20 protein-coding genes are annotated in these 21715 nt (G+C 44.8%); 12 read left to right on the top strand and 8 right to left on the bottom strand.

All coding sequences use genetic code 11. The features are described from left to right. Positions 1-18: 18 nt before the first annotated feature. The 5 genes from AC121Z_RS07815 (at position 19) to AC121Z_RS07795 (ending at position 8949) form a co-directional block, all read left to right on the top strand. Positions 19-864, top strand: coding sequence for a CvfB family protein (locus AC121Z_RS07815; RefSeq protein WP_498127886.1), 846 nt, complete (start codon positions 19-21; stop codon positions 862-864). Positions 865-868: 4 nt separating this feature from the next. Beyond that, on the top strand, positions 869-1273 hold the full coding sequence (locus AC121Z_RS07810) for an OsmC family protein (protein WP_498127885.1): 405 nt from the start codon (positions 869-871) through the stop codon (positions 1271-1273). A 191-nt stretch (positions 1274-1464) separates the two neighbouring features. Beyond that, positions 1465-2559, top strand: coding sequence for an efflux RND transporter periplasmic adaptor subunit (locus tag AC121Z_RS07805; RefSeq protein ID WP_498127884.1), 1095 nt, complete (start codon positions 1465-1467; stop codon positions 2557-2559). Between the two features lie 23 nt (positions 2560-2582). Beyond that, positions 2583-5885 (top strand): efflux RND transporter permease subunit, encoded by a 3303-nt coding sequence (locus AC121Z_RS07800; protein ID WP_498127882.1) that lies wholly within the window; start codon positions 2583-2585, stop codon positions 5883-5885. Beyond that, on the top strand, positions 5878-8949 hold the full coding sequence (locus tag AC121Z_RS07795) for an efflux RND transporter permease subunit (protein ID WP_498127881.1): 3072 nt from the start codon (positions 5878-5880) through the stop codon (positions 8947-8949). The genes AC121Z_RS07800 and AC121Z_RS07795 overlap by 8 nt, the downstream gene beginning before the upstream one ends. 110 nt (positions 8950-9059) lie before the next feature. On the opposite strand, the gene AC121Z_RS07790 is transcribed toward AC121Z_RS07795, so the two are convergent. Together AC121Z_RS07790 and AC121Z_RS07785 are read right to left on the bottom strand one after the other, a co-directional pair. After that, positions 9060-9854 (bottom strand): DUF2189 domain-containing protein, encoded by a 795-nt coding sequence (locus tag AC121Z_RS07790; protein ID WP_498127879.1) that lies wholly within the window; start codon positions 9852-9854, stop codon positions 9060-9062. 248 nt (positions 9855-10102) lie between these two features. After that, entirely contained in the window at positions 10103-10624 is a 522-nt protein-coding gene (locus tag AC121Z_RS07785; protein ID WP_498127878.1) for a C40 family peptidase, read from the bottom strand. Positions 10625-10787: 163 nt separating this feature from the next. On the opposite strand from AC121Z_RS07785, the gene AC121Z_RS07780 reads away from it, so the two are divergent. The 7 genes from AC121Z_RS07780 (at position 10788) to AC121Z_RS07750 (ending at position 16835) form a co-directional block, all read left to right on the top strand. After that, positions 10788-12005, top strand: a complete 1218-nt coding sequence (locus AC121Z_RS07780; RefSeq protein ID WP_498127876.1) for a pyridoxal phosphate-dependent aminotransferase — start codon at positions 10788-10790, stop codon at positions 12003-12005. Positions 12006-12011: 6 nt separating this feature from the next. Beyond that, entirely contained in the window at positions 12012-12605 is a 594-nt protein-coding gene (gene yfbR / locus AC121Z_RS07775) for a 5'-deoxynucleotidase (RefSeq protein ID WP_498127874.1), read from the top strand. Beyond that, the gene (locus tag AC121Z_RS07770) at positions 12589-13077 is read left to right on the top strand and encodes a YchJ family protein (protein WP_498127873.1); all 489 of its coding nucleotides are present in this window, start codon (positions 12589-12591) and stop codon (positions 13075-13077) included. The genes yfbR and AC121Z_RS07770 overlap by 17 nt, the downstream gene beginning before the upstream one ends. A 96-nt stretch (positions 13078-13173) precedes the next feature. After that, entirely contained in the window at positions 13174-14511 is a 1338-nt protein-coding gene (locus AC121Z_RS07765) for an anti-phage deoxyguanosine triphosphatase (protein WP_498128187.1), read from the top strand. An 84-nt stretch (positions 14512-14595) separates the two neighbouring features. Further along, on the top strand, positions 14596-15597 hold the full coding sequence (gene msrP / locus AC121Z_RS07760; RefSeq protein ID WP_498127871.1) for a protein-methionine-sulfoxide reductase catalytic subunit MsrP: 1002 nt from the start codon (positions 14596-14598) through the stop codon (positions 15595-15597). Then, entirely contained in the window at positions 15597-16235 is a 639-nt protein-coding gene (msrQ, locus tag AC121Z_RS07755) for a protein-methionine-sulfoxide reductase heme-binding subunit MsrQ (protein ID WP_498127870.1), read from the top strand. Before msrP ends, msrQ begins: the two co-directional genes overlap by 1 nt. A gap of 249 nt (positions 16236-16484) precedes the next feature. Beyond that, positions 16485-16835: a hypothetical protein gene (locus tag AC121Z_RS07750; protein WP_498127868.1), complete on the top strand. Its 351-nt coding sequence runs from the start codon at positions 16485-16487 to the stop codon at positions 16833-16835. Positions 16836-16849: 14 nt separating this feature from the next. On the opposite strand, the gene AC121Z_RS07745 is transcribed toward AC121Z_RS07750, so the two are convergent. From AC121Z_RS07745 to pabC, 6 genes are read right to left on the bottom strand one after another with little or no spacing between them, the layout of a single operon-like run. Next, entirely contained in the window at positions 16850-17440 is a 591-nt protein-coding gene (locus AC121Z_RS07745) for a pyridoxamine 5'-phosphate oxidase family protein (RefSeq protein ID WP_498127866.1), read from the bottom strand. A gap of 21 nt (positions 17441-17461) precedes the next feature. Beyond that, a complete protein-coding gene (locus AC121Z_RS07740) occupies positions 17462-18241 on the bottom strand; it encodes a TatD family hydrolase (RefSeq protein WP_498127864.1) in 780 nt (259 codons plus the stop codon). Between the two features lie 6 nt (positions 18242-18247). Continuing rightward, positions 18248-19153 (bottom strand): DNA polymerase III subunit delta', encoded by a 906-nt coding sequence (holB, locus tag AC121Z_RS07735; RefSeq protein ID WP_498127862.1) that lies wholly within the window; start codon positions 19151-19153, stop codon positions 18248-18250. 2 nt (positions 19154-19155) lie between these two features. Further along, a complete protein-coding gene (gene tmk / locus AC121Z_RS07730) occupies positions 19156-19773 on the bottom strand; it encodes a dTMP kinase (RefSeq protein WP_498128185.1) in 618 nt (205 codons plus the stop codon). A 30-nt stretch (positions 19774-19803) separates the two neighbouring features. Next, entirely contained in the window at positions 19804-20799 is a 996-nt protein-coding gene (mltG, locus tag AC121Z_RS07725; RefSeq protein WP_498127860.1) for an endolytic transglycosylase MltG, read from the bottom strand. 1 nt (position 20800) lies between these two features. Continuing rightward, a complete protein-coding gene (pabC, locus tag AC121Z_RS07720) occupies positions 20801-21688 on the bottom strand; it encodes an aminodeoxychorismate lyase (protein WP_498127859.1) in 888 nt (295 codons plus the stop codon). Positions 21689-21715: the final 27 nt, after the last annotated feature.

The following is a 21715-nucleotide window of genomic DNA, read 5'->3' as shown; positions in this document are numbered from 1 at the left end:
AATCAGAACAGTTAAAGAATGATCCAGATCGGTAAACCTAATCGCTTGAATGTCACTGACGTAACGCCATTTGCATACGTATTAACGCATCCAGAAGATGAGCGCGAGGTAATGCTTCCCACCGTGTGTACGCCACAAAAACTAAACCTAGGTGAAGAGGTAACCGTGTTTGTTGCGCCAGATGAAAACGGCCAGTTATCCGCAAATACCCAGATACCAACCGTCTGTGAAGGCGAAATTGCGCTGTTAACTGCACAAGGGGTAACTGATTTTGGGGCTTTCTTTGATTGGGGCCTTGAACGCGATCTATTGGTATTAAAAAAGGATCAAGAACGCCCTATTGCAGAGGGAATGCAATATTTAGTTCATGTCTATTATGATGAGAAGAGTCAGCGTTTACTCGGTAGTACTCGCTTACACTACTTTTATCCCGAAAAACTGGGTGAACAGGACAAGTTTGAACCCCATCAGGCGGTTTCAGCAACCGTGTATGCGAAAACTGACCTCGGCTATAAGGTGCTAATCAATAACACCTTTCTCGGTTTATTGTTTCATTCTGATGCGGTAAAAAAACTGCATAATGGCGATACCATTAACGCATTTATTAAACAGATTCGTAATGATGGAAAAGTTGATATCACTATGCTCAGTGATAGTAAACAAGGGCGTAAAACCCTTGAACAACAGATCTTGGATGAATTGAAAAATTACGGCGGCATATTGACAGTTACTGATAAAAGTAGCCCGGACGAAATTTACGCCCTGTTTGGCGTGAGTAAGGGTGCTTACAAAAAAGTTATTGGTAAGTTGTATAAAGAAAAACGCATTTTGCTCAGTAAAGACAGTATTAAATTAGTGGAGTAGTAAGATGAAAGCAACGGTAACCTGGCAAGGGGGACTCTCGTTTAAAGGCAAAACCGATACTGGCTATGAGGTGGTAATGGATGGCGATAAGCAGGCTATCTCCCCCATGGAATCAGTGCTTGTGGCAGCTGGTGCTTGTTCATCGGTTGATGTGGTTGAGATATTACGCAAAGCTCGACAAGATATTGTCGAGTGCTATTGCGAACTCTCTGCGCAACGGGCTGAGAATGCTCCTCGAGTATTTGAAACTATCCATGCACACTACGTCGTCAGCGGTAATGATGTGAAGGAAAAACATTTGGCACGTGCAGTTCAATTATCCGCAGAGAAGTATTGTAGCGTTATGCTTATGCTCGATGGAGCCGTTAACATTACGACCAGTTATGAAATTAAGCCAGTAAACGGATAGTTTCGTTATTTGAACTAAATAGTAGTGGCGATTTTCATCATTTAGTGAAAATCGCCAAAACAACATGTTCAGTTATTATTCAACCCACCAAAAACAAATCTATCTAGTTGTTTTTATTGATATTTATTTTCATATGCAAATCTGGCACAACTGATGCTCTACAGTGAGTAAAACCTAATGGACACTCACTTATGAACGCTAAGACATTCTCAACTCCGCTGAAAACCACTGCTCTATTCTGTGCCATCGCCTTATCAATAGCTCCACTGACAGGTTGTGGTGATGCCGGTGCAAGTGCGCCAACCGAGGTTGCTGCTGAAGAAACGGTAATTGCGATCCCAGTTGAAGCCGCACATGCAGGAGCCGGTGATATTAGCTCACAATATGCGACAACTGCCGTGCTAGAAGCCAAAGAAGAAGCATTCGTAGTTGCCCGCGCCTCAGGGATCATCGACGCGATCTACGTTGAAGAGGGTGATTATGTGGAAAAGGGCCAAGTACTAGCGCGCTTAGATGCCCAGCGTTACCAATTAAACTTGCAAAAAGCGCAAGCTGAATTGCAAGGCATTGAAAAAGAGTTGGCAAAAATCAATAAAGTGTATTCACAAAAGCTGGTAAGTGATGATGTTTACGATAAGTTAACGGCGCAACATGCGTCGGCAAAGGCATCCTTGGCTATTGCCGAACTTGACCTGAAAGAAGCAACTATTGTCGCTCCAATCAGCGGTTATATCGCGGAAAGAAATGCCAAAGTGGGTAACCTAACAGAAAGTTTCCAGCGTGAGCGTATGTTCCATATCGTGCAACAACGCGAACTGCAAGGAGTTGTCCATCTACCAGAAAAAGAGCTTGCAAATATTAAGGTCAATCAACCAGCAGCGTTAACTATTGCTGCCATTGGTAATAGCTCAGTCGATGCATTTGTCGAGCGTGTCAGCCCGGTTATCGATGCAAAAACCGGTACTTTTAAAGTGACTCTGCGAGTTCCGAACCCTGACAATGTGTTACTCGCAGGAATGTTTGCAGAAGTTGAACTCGAATACGCAACTCACAGCGATACTACACTGATCCCTAGACGGGCATTATTGTCGATTGATAATAAAGACAGTGTATTTGTCATCGCTGACGGAATTGCAAAGAAAGTTGCCGTCACTACAGGTTTCCAAAACGCTGATTATGTTGAAATTTTGGATGGGCTTGACGGCGATGAACAGGTCGTTACTGCAGGCCACCATAACCTCAAAGATCAATCTCCCGTTGAAGTTATAGCTGACAACTTGGGTTAATTTTCAGCCTCAAAGGAACGATTATGAAAATTGTAGATTTAGCGGTTAAACGCCCAGTTGCTATTAGCATGTTCACTTTTGCCATTTTACTTTTCGGCATGGTGTCGTTATCTCGATTGTCAGTCAGTTTGTTACCTGAGCTGTCCTACCCCACGCTGACAGTAAGAACTGACTATGATGGCGCTGCACCTGTAGAAGTTGAGCAGCTGGTTACCAAACCCATTGAAGAAAGTATCGGAGTGGTAAAAGGGATCCGGAAAATAACTAGCACTTCAAGACCCGAACAGTCAGACGTCGTGATTGAGTTTAATTGGGGCACTGATATGGACTTTGCAAGCCTTGAAGTGCGAGAAAAACTGGATGTTTTGTTATTACCGTTAGATGTAGATAAACCGCGTTTATTGAGGTTTAACCCTACCCTGGATCCGATCGTAAAACTTGGACTTGGATTTCAACAAGCGGGTCAACAAACGACAACGGATCAACTCAAGCAACTTAGGATTTATGCAGAAGAACAAATTAAACGTCGTTTGGAGTCCATTGAGGGCGTAGCCAGTGTGCGCATTGGTGGAGGTCTGGAAGATGAAATTCATATTCAAGTTGACCAATCGCGTGCCAGCCAGTTAGATATTCCCTTAAGTACTGTTGTTGATCGCTTAAAACGGGAAAACGTTAACACTGCGGGTGGACGTATTAACGACGGAGCACAAGCGTTCTTAGTGCGTACGGTCAATCAATTTGAATCGATTGACGACATTGCCGAACTCTTTATTGCGACCCGCAATGGCAGAAATATTCGCCTTAGTGACATCGCAACAGTGCGTCAGGCTTATAAAGAGCAGGATTCAGCAACCCGCTTCAAAGGTTTGCAAGGCAGTGAAATAGCCATTTACAAAGAGGGGGATGCGAACAGTGTTGCCGTCGCTGAGCGCATCCAACAGGCACTGGGTAATATCCAACAACAGTTACCCGCGAGCTATTCGCTGAACAAGATCTATGACCAGAGTGAATTTATTTCCCAAGCCATTAACGATGTAAAATCGGCAGGTTTGGTTGGCGGTTTGTTAGCCATGGTGATTATCTATTTGTTCTTACGTTCATTTTGGCCAACGCTAATCATCTCAGTCTCAATTCCAGTATCGATCATCGCAACCTTCAATCTTATGTATGGCAATGATATATCGCTGAATATCATGAGCCTTGGTGGCATCGCACTGGCGATTGGTTTGCTCGTTGATAATAGTATTGTGGTTCTGGAAAACATTGACCGTGAGAAACAACAAGGGGCAACTAACCAAGATGCAGCAAAACATGGCACTAAGCAGGTCGCGAGTGCCATTACGGCCTCAACGCTAACCACGATGGCAGTATTCTTTCCATTGGTCTTTGTGGAAGGTATCGCCGGTCAATTGTTTCGTGATCAAGCATTAACGGTAACCTTTGCGCTACTGGCTTCGCTGATTGTCGCACTTACCTTGATCCCAATGCTTGCCAGCCGTTCCAGCGCTAAATCTCTTGCATTTGAAGAGAACTTTTCGGAACCCAAACAAGCGCATGCTGCACCGCATGGATGGCGCAAAGTTGTTGGCTATTTGGGGCTTCCTTTCAAGCTAGTTGGGAAGTTATGTTTTGTGGTTATTCCCGGCGCCTTTATGGTGGCATTGGTGTTTATTTGGCGTTTGCTAAGTAAAGGCCTGTATTGGTGCTTCAAACCCTTCGTGATGCTGTTTAATGTGTTCTTTGCGGGATTACAATCCATGTATACGCATGTCCTCGCTTTGGCCTTACAAGCGCGTTTGGCAACGTTTGCAATAATTGTCAGCGCAGCTCTGGCTGCCACATTATTAATCCCTCGCCTCGGCATGGAACTGATCCCACGCATGGCACAAAACGAATTTTTTGTTGAAATCAATCTCCCTGCCGGAACTCAACTGGCGAAAACTGATGCAACCTTAACGAATATTGCCGCCTTTGCGCAAACACTTGAATCGGTGGAACGCACCTATTCTCTCGCTGGAACAGGTAGCTTAGTGTCAGCCGCTCCGTCCCAAGGCGGTGACCATTGGGGTAAAGTGAACGTTGTAATGGCTGCTGGCAGTGAACAAAGTGATGTGGATGCCGCGATGGAAGCCATCCGAGCGCATGCGAGCAAGCTACCCGGAGTAACCACGAATTTTGCTTTCCCAGAATTGTTTAGCTTTGCTGCGCCAATACAAGTTGAGTTAAATGGCTATGACTTGGCAACTTTACAGCGACATGCGCAGGCATTGATTGAACAATTTAATGCAGAGTCTCGCTTTACTGATATTAATACGTCGTTACGGCCGGGCAACCCAGAATTGGCGATTAATTTTAACCATTCTCAACTGAATCAATTGGGCTTAGATGCAGCCTCGGTATCTCAATTGATCGCAGCAAAAGTCGGGGGCGATATTGCCACACAGTTTTCAATTGATGATCGCAAAGTTGATGTTTTAGTCCGTACCGCTGAGCAACAGCGTGATAATTTGACCGATATTGGCAACATTATTGTAAATCCCAACGCAGCCCAGCCTTTACCATTAAGTGCACTGGCTAACTTAACCATGGAAACCGGCCCCAGTGAAATTACGCGGATTGGCCAACAACGAGTTGCTGTGATTAGCGCGAACCTGGCATTTGGCGACATCAAGCAAGGTGTCGCTGCTGCTCAGGCTATTCTCGATCAATATCAACTGCCAGTAGGTATTACTGCTCGAATCGCTGGGCAAAATGAAGATATGCAAGCCAGTTTTACCAGTTTACAACTCGCATTGGCTTTAGCTGTATTCTTGGTATATCTGGTTATGGCCTGTCAATTTGAATCTTTGTTCCAACCGCTCTTGATCCTAATGGCTGTGCCACTAGCTGGCGCTGGTTCTATCTATGGCTTATGGATGACCGGAACGACCGTTAGCGTTGTGGTGTTTATCGGCTTGATCATGCTCGCCGGGATCGTCGTAAATAACGCGATTGTTTTGATTGATCGAATCAATCAACTCCGTACTGAAGGGCAAGATAAAACCGCCGCTATCAAGCAGGCTGCGCTGCAGCGCTTGCGTCCAATCGTCATGACAACATTGACCACTATCTTAGGTTTATTACCCATGGCTTTAGGTATGGGTGAAGGTGCTGAAGTCCGCACGCCAATGGCAATTACGGTGATTTTTGGTCTGTTGTTCTCGTCGGTCCTGACATTAGTTCTCCTGCCAGTGATGTATAGTTTGTTTGAACGTAAGCAGTTTACACCAAAGCCTGCGCAAGCAATGACAAGCCCGAGTCAGTCTGAGGAGCCCGTATATGGATAAGTTTGAAATTGCAGGCGCTGCGCTGGCTCGTTTTGCCATGCGCCGCCCTGTTACCGTATGCATGGTGTTTGTTACCTTGCTAATTTTTGGTGCAATTGCTGGTCGCTTGCTGCCGCTGGAGAAGTTCCCTGGCATTGATATCCCGCAAATGGTTATCCAAATCCCTTATCGTGATTCAACGCCAGCAGAGACGGAGCGAATGATCACTCGTCCTGTTGAGGAAGCGGTAGCAACCATGTCGGGAATAAAACGGATGTTTGCGAATAGTTTTGAAGACCGCGCTGAGATTTTCATGGAATTTGCTTGGGACGAAAACATCAAAGCTAAAAGTATCGAAGCACGCGAAAAAATCGATGCTATCCGCCATTTATTGCCTGATGATGTCGATCGGATCTTAGTGTTTAAGTTTAACACTAACGATATGCCAATCTTTCAATTACGGGTATCCAGTGAGCGCGACTTATCGAATGCCTACGATCTTCTTGACCGTAACTTAAAACGTCCTATCGAACGGGTTCCTGGCGTGTCTAAAGTTGAGCTTTACGGCGTGCTTAAGAAGCACATTGTTGTGCGCATTGATCCGGAACGCGTAGCGGCTCTAAATGTCGATGCCAACCAATTGTCTGACGCTTTGCGCAATGCCAATTTTTCTATCAATGCTGGTTACTTTTACGATCAGGGGCAAAAAATCACGTTAATGCCACAGGGCGATTTTAGAAGCCTTGATGATATCCGTGACTTAATGGTGCAAAGCGGGATCCGTTTAAGTGATATAGCCACCGTAGGCTATGAAACCCCTGAACGTAATGAAGGTCGACATTTAGACCGGACCTATGCCGTTGGCTTTAATATTTATCGTGAATCAGGCAGCAATCTTGTAGAAGTGTCCGAACGCGTTATGCAGGTTATTGACCGGGCCAAAACTGATCCGGCATTTAATGGCATTAGTCTTTTTGTTATGGATGATATTGCCGCCAGCGTAACCGAATCACTCAGTGATTTAATTGCCGCAGGACTCCTAGGTGCGGCCCTTTCCATTGCCATACTATTTGTATTTCTGCGCCAAATCACCACCACATTAGTAGTCGTTTTGTCGGTCCCTTTTTCGATTTGTATTACGCTTGGAATGATGTATTTGTTTGGTTATTCACTGAACATTCTATCGCTAATGGGCCTAATGTTAGCGGTAGGCATGTTAGTCGACAATGCGGTAGTAGTGACCGAAAGTATCTTCCAAGAAAAAGAAACCGAAAACGATAACCAAAAGGCCACAGAAAAAGGTGTAGGTAAAGTTAGTTTAGCAGTGATTGCTGGAACAACGACCACTGCGATAGTCTTTTTACCGAATATTGTCGGCGTTAAAATTGACGTAACCGTGTTCTTGGAGCACGTCGCGATCGCAATTTGTATATCGCTATTTGCATCACTCTTGATTGCACAAACCCTGATCCCATTGTTGGCCAGTAAAATTAAGCAGCCCCCCAAAAAACAGGTGCAACAGGGCCCAGGCAAAGCACTCGCATTTTATCGTAAGAGCCTGCAATGGACGTTAGGTAATCCCGGGAAAGCGTCATTAATTGCAGTATTGATTTTGGTCAGTACAGCTATCCCGATGCAATTTGTTACTCAAGACGGAGACGGCAACAACAATCAAGAGCGGATTTGGCTGAATTATCATATGCAAACTAATTATCGCCTTGAAGAAGTTGAAAAAACCGTCAATAAAATGGAGGAGTACTTATATGCGAATCAGGAACGCTTCCATATTAAACAAGTCTATACCTACTATAACCCAGGTCATGCGGTATCAGGTATCACCCTCAATGATGACTTGCCGATTGCGGTGGCCGATTTGAAGAAAATGATCCGCGATGAAATGCCTTCATTTGTGCGAGCGCGCCCCTCATTTCAATGGGATACCGACAATGGCGGTGGAGTAAGACTCACTTTATTGGGTGAATCATCCGAACGCTTGCTCGACCTTTCTGAACAGGTGGTGCCTGTACTGGCATCCATTGAAGGACTCTCTGACGTGCGTGCAGATACCGGTTCAATGCGCGAAGAACTGCAAGTCAGAGTGGATCGTGACCAAGCCTTTAAGGCCGGGTTAAGTACCGCAGATATCGCCGACATTGTAGGTACCGCACTGCGTGGTTCACCACTGCGCACCTTCCGTCATGATCCCTCTGGTGAAATTGATATTCGCATGATGTATGGCGAAGACTTGCAAAGTTCGTTGGCTAAACTTAAAGGCTTAGTGATCCGCAGAAATGGAACGCAGCAGATCACCTTGGATCAGGTAGCAGATATCACAGTGCAACAGCAACAATCACAAATAAGCCGAAGCTACCGCCAGACCGCCATTACGATTGGCGCAAATCTTGATGAAGGCTTGACGCTCGAACAAGCGCGCGAGCGGATCACTAATGTGATGTCTCATTTGGAGTTTCCTACCGGTTATCAATGGACGTTCGATGGTAGCTTTAATCGCCAAGATGAAGCCGCAGCCGTGATGCAGATGAATATGCTATTAGCTGTCTGTATGATTTATGTGGTTATGGCCGCGTTGTTTGAGTCATTATTGTTGCCAACCGCGGTAATAACGTCATTACTATTCTCATTCACCGGTGTCTTTTGGGCATTTTTCTTTACCGGTACACCCATGTCGGTCATGGGCATGATTGGCATGCTGATCTTAATGGGGATTGTAGTTAACAACGGTATTGTACTGGTGGATAGGATCAACCAACTGATCAATCAGGGCGCAAGCTTAATTGATGCCGTCGTTGACGGTTGTAGTTCACGTGTTAGACCGATCCTTATGACGGTAGCTACTACCGTACTTGGTTTAGTCCCGTTGGCGATGGGAACAACACGGATTGGAGGGGATGGCCCACCCTATTCCCCTATGGCTATAGCGATCATCGGTGGCCTAATTTTCTCAACCCTAACCAGTTTGGTATTAGTACCACTCGCTTATGTACTGCTGCTGAAAATGCGTCACCACTACGCTAAGTTGTGGCGCCAATGTCGCAACTGGGTAGGCCGTTGGGTCACAGCCTAGAACTAAAAAGCCTGAATTCGAGCGACACTCGAATTCAGGCTCAGTTTGACGGTTAAACATACACTCTACTTGATGTGGACAATGCTAAAGAGTTTATTACAGCGTGGTAATTATTCGTACTTCCGCTCAACTTTAGTTTCAATCGCATCAATGTATGCATGCCAACTGGCATAGCCAATCAAAGGCATAAGGAAGATAAAACCTACAAACCCCGTTACAAAGCCCAAAGCAACTGCAGAGAAGATAATTCCGCCCCAAATAAACATAGGTACTTTGTTAACCCAAACTGCGTTCATGCTAGTTAGCACAGCAGTTGCAATATCAACTTTGCGCTCCATTAAAATCGGCTGGGTAAATGCACTGATGAAAAATACCAGCATGGTAAATCCAGCTCCCACCACAGTTCCAAGCGCCAGGAACGGCAGTAAGTTCTCTAATGTTGGATCCAGGTAGGATGGATACAGCGCATGGATCAATGCAGCAACGCGGAGCCAGAAAATCATCAACACCATCAATAAGATACCAAAGCCCCACTCGTTTACCGCATTGCGAGTAATCGCACGTAATGAATGCCGGAGTGAGGGTTTATGCCCTTTTTCTAACTCCCAACTAACGTCATAGAGACCAGCGGCGAGGAAAGGACCAATCAACATAAAACAAACAATGGCTGGTAAAATAACCAAGTGCCAACCCGTTAATTGCACTAAATACGCAATAAACCAGGGAATAATCGCAAATAGCACGCCATAAAACACGCTAAGCCCAGGGGTTCTGAAGAAATCTCTTAACCCTAATGACAACCACTTAATCGGGTCACCAACATCAAGTTCCTTGCACGGAATAACCCGAGCTATCTTGCTCTCAGTGATGGCGTTCTGCGGTGTTTCTTTGAAGTGTTGCGACATAGTAGATTCCTTATGAATGCTATCTAACAGTGTAAGCAGGATCACTGTTGATCACTGGTACTAATAAAAGATACGCACTAAAACATGCGTTTAGTTCACATCTTATTTACAAAGTATAGATAGCAATCAGTGATTTGCCATGTGCTGAAGAAATTTCTGCGCTTTAAAGCGATGCATGCAATTGCTATTGGGTCTGCTATTTTATTTGTAGTACCGGAGTGCCGCCCTGCCGATATAGCAATTGCACATCAATAGGTTGCAGGTTGCCAAAACAACGCTGAACCGTATTGCTTACTCAATCTGCGGTTAAGGTCGGCAAAACGGGTAACCGGATGGTCGTACCCAACAACACAAGCACAGGTAAACCGGTGACAGTTGTTGTCCAAGAGATCATATTCAGAATAATCGAAGACGCGAGCCAGCGCACGCGCTGCAACGTCATCACCGGCATACGGCTGACGAGATTGGTCGCAGGCGACATATATACGATTACCACTGCGCTCATGTAAAAACCGTTCAGGCGAGATCGCGCGGATCAACCCATTGCCGCGTAGTTCGACAATTTGTCCATCCACCCAAATTCCAGTGTGTTGAAAGAGTTCATAAATGCCACAACACACCACCGAGCCATTAGCTGGAGCGACTGGAACGGCGCACTCACCAGGAAAATGATTTATGTGTCCTTGGGACTTTTGCATTTCCCGACTGATCTTTGAACCCGCCAACAATGCAGCGGCGCCAGCGCCAAGCCAAACTAATGGTAATGGCATACACTAACCTCAATAAACTGTGCCTAAAGTATAGTGTAGTGCTGTGCAAAAACTATACAAGGCAGAAAATGTAACGTTTTTTTACTGTCTATTCTGAATAATCACTTAACAGCAACTACCCGCCTGTATTACCCTAGCTACCTAGATTTAAGGTGGCATTTTAATGAATAAAGTTGGTAAATCGCGAAAGTTAGATAATGTCTGTTACGACATTCGTGGCCCGATAGCCGAGCGAGCGCGTAAATTAGAAGACGAAGGACACCGGATATTAAAGTTGAATATCGGCAACCCTGCTCCATTTGGGTTTGAGGCGCCTGACGATATTCTTAAAGACGTCATTCGTAATTTGCCTAATGCACAAGGTTATTCTGACTCTACAGGCATCTATGCTGCCCGCGTTGCAGTTATGCAGTATTACCAATCTAAAGGTGTGAAGAATACTGCGATTGAGGATGTTTTCATCGGCAACGGCGTCAGTGAAATGATCATGATGTCCATGCAAGCACTTCTCAATACCGGTGACGAGGTCCTTTTGCCTGCACCTGACTATCCACTATGGACTGCTGCTGTTAGCCTATCATCAGGTACTCCGGTACATTACCGCTGCGATGAAGCACAGCATTGGTTCCCTGACCTCGCTGATATCGAAAGTAAAATCACGGATCGCACCAAGGCAATCGTACTGATCAACCCAAATAATCCAACCGGTGCGGTGTACACCCAAGCGCTCCTCAATGAGGTAATTGCTCTCGCACGAAAATATAATTTGGTTATTTTCAGCGACGAGATTTATGACAAAATTTTATATGACGAAGCACAGCATCATTGCATTGCTTCTATGGCTGATGATCTGGTTATTTGTACCTTTAGTGGACTTTCTAAAAATTATCGCGTTGCAGGATTTCGAGCCGGATGGCTGATTGTCAGTGGCAACAAACTGGCTGCACGAGAATATATTGAGGGTTTAACCATCCTATCGTCCATGCGAATGTGCGCTAATGTGCCATGCCAACATGCAATCCAAACGGCTTTAGGTGGCTATCAAAGCATCAATGAATTAATCCATGACACCGGGCGATTGAAATTACAGCGCGATCTCGCTGCACATAAATTGAATGCCATTGATGGCATTAGCTGCGTCGTACCTAAAGGTGCGATGTATTGCTTTGCAAAGGTCGATGCCAAGAAATTTAATATTACCAACGATGAACAAATGATCATGGATCTACTGGATAATGAAAAGATCCTGTTAGTCCATGGCCGCGCATTTAATCTTAAGGATGGAATTTACTTTCGATTGGTGTTTTTGCCGCATCTCGACGAACTCAATACTGCTCTGGATCGACTAGCGCATTTCTTTAGTTACTACAAACAGGGTTAACCCAACGTGAAACAAAGTACTTTTCTCGCGTGGATCTTGCGCATGCCGCTCATCAAACGCTGGGCATTGATGCACTCGGTTAAGAATGAAAATGTCGCAGAGCACTCCCATCAAGTGGCAGTGATCACCCATTTACTTGCAGTGATCAAAAATCATTATTTTGCTGGGCAAATCAGTGCTGAAAAGGCTGTAACTGTAGCGCTTTATCACGAGATTTCAGAAACCAAACTACAAGATATTAACCATGTCACCAAGTATCACAATCCTGAATTAACTAAAGAATTCAAAAAATTAGAAGAGATTGCCGAACTGGAGTGCTTAGAAACTTTACCTGAAGCTTTACAAGCGCAGTTTAAGCCGCTGATCGTACAATCTGCCGTTGATCCCGAGTATAAACGTATCGTTAAAGCCGCTGATTTAATAGCGGCCTACCTCAAAGCTTGTGATGAAATTGCGTTCGGCAATCGCGAGTTTCATCATGTTAAACAACGCCTTGAGTCTATGCTGGCTGACTATGTAGAAAATATGCCTGAAGTAGAATTTTTCCTGTCTACATTTAAAGATAAATGCCTCGTAAGTGTAGATGAGTTATCTGAGTAATCCCCAACAGCCGTGTCCTTGTGGTTCTGACAACAGGTTAAACGCTTGCTGTTTGCCACTGATTGAAGGAAATAATGCAGCCTCGTCGCCAGAGGCCCTGATGCGCTCGCGCTACACCGCGTATGCAATTAAAGCCTTTGACTATGTACTAAATACTTATGCGGCCAGTTCCCGACCAAACATTACCGCCAAGGATCTGGCTAATGACAACCAAAATACCCAGTGGTTAAGGTTAGTTGTGAGTGAACATGAGCAAGGATTAAGTGGCGGTAAAGTTAAATTCCATGCATTTTACAAAGACAAAAACAGTGTGTATTGCCTCGCTGAAGAATCACGGTTTGTGCTTGAAAACGCGCAGTGGCGTTACCTTGACGGGGAAATATTGCCAGCAACAGGTAAATTAAGAATTGGGCGTAATGACCCCTGTCCATGTGGAAGTTCGCGCAAGGCCAAAAAATGTTGTTTGCGCTGATAACAGCAATTAATCATTGCTGCACATTATTCACTCGATTATTCTTGGTCTGTCTGGTACTGCGAAAACCAAGGAATTCCTGTGACACATAGTTGTATTGCTGACAGTTCGCACTGGCATGAACGCCGACTACCACGCGTTGAAAATCGTGATGGCGATCATCGTAGTCCCTATCAACGCGATAAAGCACGAATTTTACACTCAGCCGCATTTCGGCGCTTACAAGCTAAAACTCAGGTCTTAGGTGTGGGTATTAGTGACTTTTATCGCACCCGCCTGACCCACTCATTGGAAGCCGCACAAATTGGCGTCGGTATTTGCGCTCAATTACAGGTTAAATACCCTAAAGAGTCAACGCAGCTGGGACTGGATAGTCATTTAATAGAAGCCTTGTGCTTAGCGCATGACATTGGCCATCCGCCGTTTGGCCACGGTGGTGAAATTGCCCTCAATTTTATGATGAATGCGCATGGCGGTTTTGAAGGCAACGGTCAAACCTTTCGAATTGTCACCCAATTAGAGCCTTATACCGAATGCCACGGCATGAACCTGTCACGTCGCACCATTCTTGGGTTAGTGAAGTATCCACACTTCATTTCACAGTTACGCGTAACTAAAAATTCAACCCCAATGGATAACGTTGACCTTAGAACCGTTAAGGCACGAGATTGGCATCCGCCTAAGGGCTTATTTGATTGCGATACCGCTATTTTTGACTGGTTATTAGAGCCACTTTCAAGCGCTGACAAAACTCAATTTATGCAGGTAACAAAAAAACCAGGTCAGCATGCGAAAACTATCCATAAATCACTCGATTGCTCGATCATGGAATTAGCTGATGATATTGCTTACGGCGTGCATGATCTAGAAGATGCGATTGTTATGGGAATGGTTAACCAACTTGATTTCTCCAGTTTTATGCGTGATCGAATAATGGCGTTAAACATACCCAGTCTGTCTGTCGGCTTCGATGAGTTAACCCTAAAATTATTCAGCCGCCAACATTATGAGCGCAAAAATGCCATCGGTGCATTAGTTAACCTTTTCATTACCGCAATATCACTCACCCGCCAGCATTGTTTTAGCGCTGAGCTACTCGACTACAACGCCGTTATGCCGAACCAGTATGCCGAAGCATTAGGTTTATTTAAGCAGTTTGTTTACTTAAAAGTTATTCAGAAGCCTGAAGTACAACTCTTGGAATACAAAGGGCAACAAACGGTCATGGAGCTATTTCAAGCGTTTGCCTCTGATCCTGAACGGCTATTACCCGATAATACTCGCCAGCGCTGGCGTGAAGCTGAGGAAAATGCGCTTGGTCACCGCGTATTGGCCGATTACATCAGTGGTATGACCGATGAATTTGCATCACGCTTGTATTCGAATATGTTTGTGCCGAAACGAGGGGGCACGCATGATACACTGTCCTTGTGATAGTTTGATTGCCAATTATTGAAAGATTAACAATCGAAATTGGGTCATATAGCGTATCTATAGTTTTGATCAGTACCTATCGCTATGCTTATTAATAAACCGAAGCAGTACGCACTCAGTGAGAATGCTGTCACAGATGAAACTGTCTATAAGTCTCGCAGAACCTTGCTAAAGCAAATGGGCTTCGTTGGCGCAGGCGCACTGTTAACTCAGTCAGCACATGCAATCAACTGGTTTTCAGATGATGACGAAAGTACATTTAAGCAACGCGACCTTCCGTTTACCGCCAATGAGCGATATCGCACTGCAGAGGCGCTTACCCCTGAAACCAAGGCGATCAGCTACAATAATTTTTATGAATTTGGCACTGGTAAAGCGGACCCCGTAGAGAATGCACAGAACTTCAAGGTGGATCCATGGTCGTTGACCATTGATGGGCTGGTGGAGAATCCGATTACTTTGAGTTACGACGACTTGTTTAAACGCTTTGCGTTGGAAGAGAGGATTTATCGCCTGCGCTGCGTCGAAGCATGGTCAATGGTGATCCCATGGATCGGTTTTGAATTAGGCAAGATTATCAAACAGGCGCGACCACTGAGTGCTGCTAAATTTGTCGCTTTTCAGACCTTGCATGATCCCGAGCAAATGCCGGGACAACGCAATCGATTTATGGGTGGTGGTATTGATTACCCGTATATCGAAGGACTGCGTTTAGATGAAGCACTTCATCCATTAAGCCTGTTGTCGGTTGGCGTTTATGGCAAAACCCTGCCACCACAAAATGGCGCCCCCATTCGATTAGTTGTACCTTGGAAGTACGGCTTTAAAAGTATAAAGTCAATTGTGCGCATTCAATTGACTGACTATATGCCGCCCACCACGTGGAATCGTCTCGCCCCACAGGAATACGGTTTTTACGCCAATGTAAATCCCAACGTCGATCATCCACGATGGAGTCAAGCGCGCGAGCGTCGTATTACGCGAGGCGGTCTTTTCGCGCAAACTCGCATTGACACTGAGCTTTTCAATGGGTACACCGAGGTCGCTGATTTGTATGCTGGCATGGATCTTAGTAAGTTCTATTGATGGATAGAGTGAACAACAAGCGTGCCAAGCGACCACCCGTTCGTTTGAGTGCAAGACAGATATTGGCCCTTAAAACTCTCATTCACGCGGCATGTTTGGGCCTACTAAGTAATATTTTATATCTAACGATCTACGATAAGATCGCCGGTGATCCAGTCGATACCCTCCTGCACTTCACTGGTATCGCTGCAGTAAATATGTTGTTGTTTAGCCTCCTTTTATCGCCCATGGCGAAATGGCTGCAAGCTGGCGTGTTAATCAAGCTACGCCGCTTAACCGGCTTATATTCATTTTTCTTTGCTACCTTGCATATCGTTACTTTTGTAGCTTTTGAACTGCAATTTGAATGGCTATTAATCGGTAAGGAAATTATCGAGCGGCCCTTTATCACCGTCGGTATGCTGGCATGGATCCTGTTAAGCTTATTAGCAATAACGTCTATCGTTGCTATAAAGCGCAGAATGGGCAACAGATGGCAACGCTTACATAACTGGGTCTATCTTGCTGCTCTTTTGGCAGTGATACACTATTATTGGTCGGTAAAATCAGGCTTTATAGAGCCAATATTATATATTGGAGCTTTGCTCATTCTCCTGTATATGCGTAAAGAAAAACTTCTTACATATATACGAAATTAACACCTCCTTTTAATGCCTTATTCGCATATCACGATTAAAAAGTGCTCTATTTCATTAGCACAAACACCCACGAAGCCCTTAAATAAAATATTTAGTAATCAATAACCTAGTACTATTTCTTTAACATTAAAACAGGTCATGCCGCACCCATGGTGAGTAAAAAACATGCAATAAACTAAATTATTACTTGCATGTTTTTTTATACAGTACTACTGTATACCTATACACTGTATAAATATCAGGTGAAACATGAACACAGCAACTCCTATTCAAAGCAGTAATATCGTTCCATTAAACCAACCGCGTACGCAGCGTGGGTGGCATTATTTAATTGCAAACAATGTGGTATTTGAAAAGGCGTTTTACCAGCAACACGGTCATGGTATTCGGATCCAAAAGCCGCACGAATCTCAAGTGCCAACATGGATAAAACGATTAATCACGTCGGGTAAATGTGAAGCCATCTACGTGGAAGATTTAAGCCTTGCAGATGAAGAGAAACTGATGATCCAAGCTTTGTGCTCGCAATACTCAGTGTCGCTGGTCGGATTATCCGTCAATGACGCTCACAACAACAATGTTGTTCAAGGGCCTTGGTAAGAGTATCCATACCATTAAGGAATAACCGGCGTTGCCCGCCAGCGGGTCCTTGTCTTCTGGTATATAACTCGGTCTTGAGGGCTACCCTTAAGATTGAGGTAATCTACACTTTTAACAGAGACGAGTAAAAGGCCGAAATGGATGGGGACAGGATCAAGTTTAGATTTATCTGCCACTAAACTCTCTTTGCCATGACGTTCGGTTTTGGGTATTCCCCATAAGAATTGTTTTTTCGCAGCGGTCGACAGTTGATCCCAATGATGCTCACGTAAATTTAATTGATCGTGTTCGGGGTCCCGCAATAACTCACTATGCCCATTCAGTCGGTATTGCTCCCGCGTCGCGCTAAAATACCAACACAAGGCAACGCGTTTGCAGTGCTGTAGCTCGTGCCATTTGTCGGACCGTGTATCAGTAATAATTAGGAGTCTATGTTGCTCGTCAAATCCACGAAAAACCACGGTTCGATTTTGTGGATACCCTTCACGATCAATAGATGCTAATTGTAAATACCGGCACTCAGGAACGTTTTTGGTTTTGTACAGGCTTCGTGCGAGAGGTTGACGCCATAAGGGAAGCTCGGATCCCACATTCGGCTCATTCATGTTTAGCGCCTCAATAGTTATCTATGGTTGCATACGCTGGGCGCGATCAAAAAGTTGATAAAAATTTTCAGTCGTAGCAGCAGCAATCGTCTCAACGGAAACCCCACGTAATTTGGCGATACACTCAGCGACTTCAACCACATAACCTGGCTGATTTTGCTTACCTCGGTGTGGTACCGGCGCTAACCAGGGAGAGTCTGTTTCAATTAACATGCGATCAAGAGGAATTTGCGTGGCGACTTCACGTAGCTCTTTTGCACTATTAAACGTAACAATGCCAGAAAAGGAAATATAAAACCCTAACTCTATCGCCGCTAAAGCCATGTCGAGAGATTCAGTAAAACAGTGCAACACGCCCTTGGTACCCACAGCCAAATGCTGTCGCAATAAGTCTAACGTATCTTCCCGTGCATCACGGGTATGGATGATAAGCGGCTTGCCGACTTCATTGGCAACCTTGATATGATCAATAAAGGATTGTTTCTGCACATCACGTGTGTCTTCACTGTAATAGTAATCCAGACCGGTTTCCCCCACCGCGATTACTCTAGGAGAAGCACAGACCGCAAGTAACTCAGCGTAACTGCATCTGTCTTCTTGGTGTAATGGGTGAACACCACAAGATACTGATACATCAGCATAGTTTTTCACGACTTCAAGCATTGGTGTATAGTCTTTTACTGATACAGACACACACAAGAAATGTTGAACGCCGCGTTGACGCGCAAAGTTGAGCGTTTCTTCTAGCTCTTTCGGCTCCATATTTAAACGGTCGAGATGACAATGCGAATCAATAAACATAACGGCCTAAAAATCCTCCAAAAGTTTGAACGTTTCAACCAGTAACAACACTTTATTAACCCCAGGGTGACGAGCAGTTACGGCTAATTGTTGCAGCTTGTTAACAACATCCCAATTCGGCTGCTCCATCACTTGTCCCTCAGCTTTGACCAAACTGAAGACCCAGCGCTGCGACCAATTAATCACTTCAGCGCATTTCTCTTGCCACTTTTCGGCTGCCGACAATACATTTCCTTGCCTAGCACGCAATGTTTCAGCGAGCGCTAGAAAATCGTCATATGCTAAGCTGTCGTTTTCTTTAAGGCTCCGCAGAACCGCAAGCGGTGCATTACCATAACCTTTGAGCACCTCTGCTGTAATTGCATGCTCTGTTCCAGCCTCAAACTGGATCTTGAGCCAATCGATACTGTCATTTACCTGTGGCGTTGGTAATACACATTTTTCACAGCGTGACATTATCGTTGGTAATAATCGATGGGGTTGATCAGTGACCAACAGTAAATAGGTTGATAATGTTGGCTCTTCCAGCGTTTTTAATAACGCATTGGCGGCAGATTCACTCATCAAATGCGCATCTTCGATAACCAGTACTTTATTGTGACTAAGCTGTGCTGTTTTACTCAACGACTGAATAGCAGAACGGATGAGATCAACACCAATCTGAGACTTTTCGGTGGCTAACCAATAATAATCCGGATGACTCTTAGCTTTAAATAACTGACAAGACTGACACTGATCACAACTTTCGCTATTAATTAACGCTTTACACAATAAACCTTTGGCTAAATTTTCTGCGTACTGATGCTTACCGATATCTTTAGCACCACACAATAGCAAAGCGTGATGCAAACGTTTTTGCTCAGCCCGATGTAAATGCTGCTGCAGAGTTTGGTTAAACCAAGGAATATTCATGCTTACAATAAATTCTTAAGTTGCGTGACAACATTATCATGCACCGCAGGCATAGACTGCATAGCATCAATCACAATAATCGACTCATCCGCTTGCGCTTCATCTAGATAAGCACGACGCACACGATGAAAAAATGCGATGTCCTCCTGCTCAATGCGATCCAACTCGCCACGTCCACGCGCGCGCGCTAGACCCACTTCAGGTTCAACATCAAGGTACAAGGTTAAATCAGGTTTAAAACCGCGTAAGGTTACACCACGGATCACGTCCAATAATTCTCGTGCAACGCCTCTTCCGCCGCCCTGATAAGCCAGTGAAGAGAGATCATGACGATCGCCCACTACCCAATGACCATTCTTTAACGCGGGAGCAATAACATTCGCTATCAACTGAGATCGAGCAGCATACATCAGCATCAATTCTGTTTCAGTTGTTACCGTCTCTTGCCACGCTTGCTTGACGCAATCGCGTAATGCCTCAGCTAATGGTGTACCACCTGGCTCACGTGTTTGCTCAACGTCATGCCCTAGTTTCCGAATATGCGCAACGATAGTCGCTATTACTGAGCTTTTACCGGCGCCCTCAAGGCCTTCAACAACGATAAATTTTCCTGAATTCAACTGCACCTAATCCTACCGACCGAATTGCGATTATTTTTTCAGTTGGTATTGTCGCACAGCTTGATTGTGTTGTTCGAGTGTTGCAGAGAAAAAATGCGTACCGTCACCTTTTGATACGAAATATAAATCTTCCGTTTCCAGAGGATTAAAGGCTGCTTCTAATGCTGCAGCACTCGGCATAGCAATCGGCGTGGGAGGTAAGCCTTTAATTACATAAGTGTTGTAGGGTGTAGGGGTGCGTAAATGTTGGCGCGTAATATTACCGTCAAAACTCTCACCGATACCATAAATTACTGTCGGATCCGTCTGTAATCGCATATTTAAGTTCAGCCGGTTCACGAAAACGCCGGCAATATGCTCGCGTTCGTGCGCTACCCCCGTTTCTTTTTCAATGATTGAGGCGAGGATCAGCGCATCATAAGCAGACTCGTAAGGTAATCCTGGAAACCTGGTATCCCACAATGCATTTAGCTTTGTCTGCATTGCGACATGTGCCCGTTGGATTATGTCAAATACTGCAGTGCCTGCGGTAAATGCGTATGTGTCAGGCAATAACCAACCTTCAACCGAAGCACCTGGTAAGCTATTTGCCCATGCACTAATCTCAAGCGGCGTTTTGTTAACCTCGAGCCACGCATGGCTACTTAATTGTTGATACCATTGCTTAAACGTTAACCCTTCTACTAATGTAATCGAAAACTGCTTTTCTTCACCACGATAAATTTGCTGTAATACATCTGGGAGGGGGGCTTTAACTCCAATTTCATAAGTACCCGCCTTAATCGTTGCGACATTCGCTTGCAATTTAAGTGCGAGCTTAAGCCAATCACTTTGTTGAAAGACACCTTGTTGATCAAATTGTGCTAACAATTGATACAGGCTGGTACCAGGCTTCAACGTGAAAAGTACAGGCTCACTATTACGCGATTGCTGATTAAGTGCCGAGTTTGCTTGGTGAAGCACCCATAGCCCAGTAACTATAGAAAATGCAAAGGCAACGGCGAGGAGCGGTATTAGTCGTTTCATGCTAATGCAGCCCTGTGGCGACTAGTTCAGCGTTAATAGCGACTACAGGTTGAATATTATATTGCACCTTGGCACCTTGATTGGTATGAATTGTGTGCACGGCAACAATCCCCATAACAGCATTACATACCAGTACAGCATCGGCTTTCAAAATATCGGTAAGAAAGAACTCTCTCTCATCCAGTGCTAGATTATTAACGTGTAAATAATTTAAAAATCGCTGGCGCATCACGCCTTTGACTCCACAGTGACTCAATATCGGTGTACACCACTCCCCTGCTTGATTGCGCCAAAACAAGTTGCCTGCTGAGGCTTCAATCACGTAGCCTTGCTCATCCAGGACGACCACATCATCAATGCCCTCAAGGAGTGCCAGCTGTTGTTTGATTAAAACCTGTTCCAAACGATTGAGATGCTTGATCCCAGCCAATAGTGGTTGACGCCCTAGACGGACGGTTGAAACGCCCAACGATAGGCCCCTTTGGTGCCAATCATCATAACGATTTGGAAAACCATGTTCAGTGACAACAAATACAGGAGAGGTACAGTTTTCAGGCGCATAACCACGCCCCCCATGGCCTCGACTTAAAAGAACTTTGATAATACCGCGAGATTGCGATGACGCATCAATGAGAGCTTGGATAGCATTCTGCAAAGGCGTTTGCCAATCTTCATCTGGAATATTAATTTGCTCTTGAGCCAACTGCGGAACAAATATCGAAACAGTTTCTAACGCGATACCTAACGCGGCTGCATCATGGGCTAGACGCGTAACATGTAAAAGCAATAATTGCGGTGCTCCAGCACTAAACGCGATGGTTGAAAAGCAACCATCGCCATAATTTAGTGCACGATCATCGTGCCGATAGAGCAAATTAGGTTCACGCAAAACTGTCAGTCAGGTTAGTCAATATAA

It is taken from the genome of Alteromonas sp. DYW1 (assembly GCF_059752595.1).
Note: the sequence above shows the minus strand (reverse complement) of the source record. Positions and strands in the feature narration are given on the sequence as shown.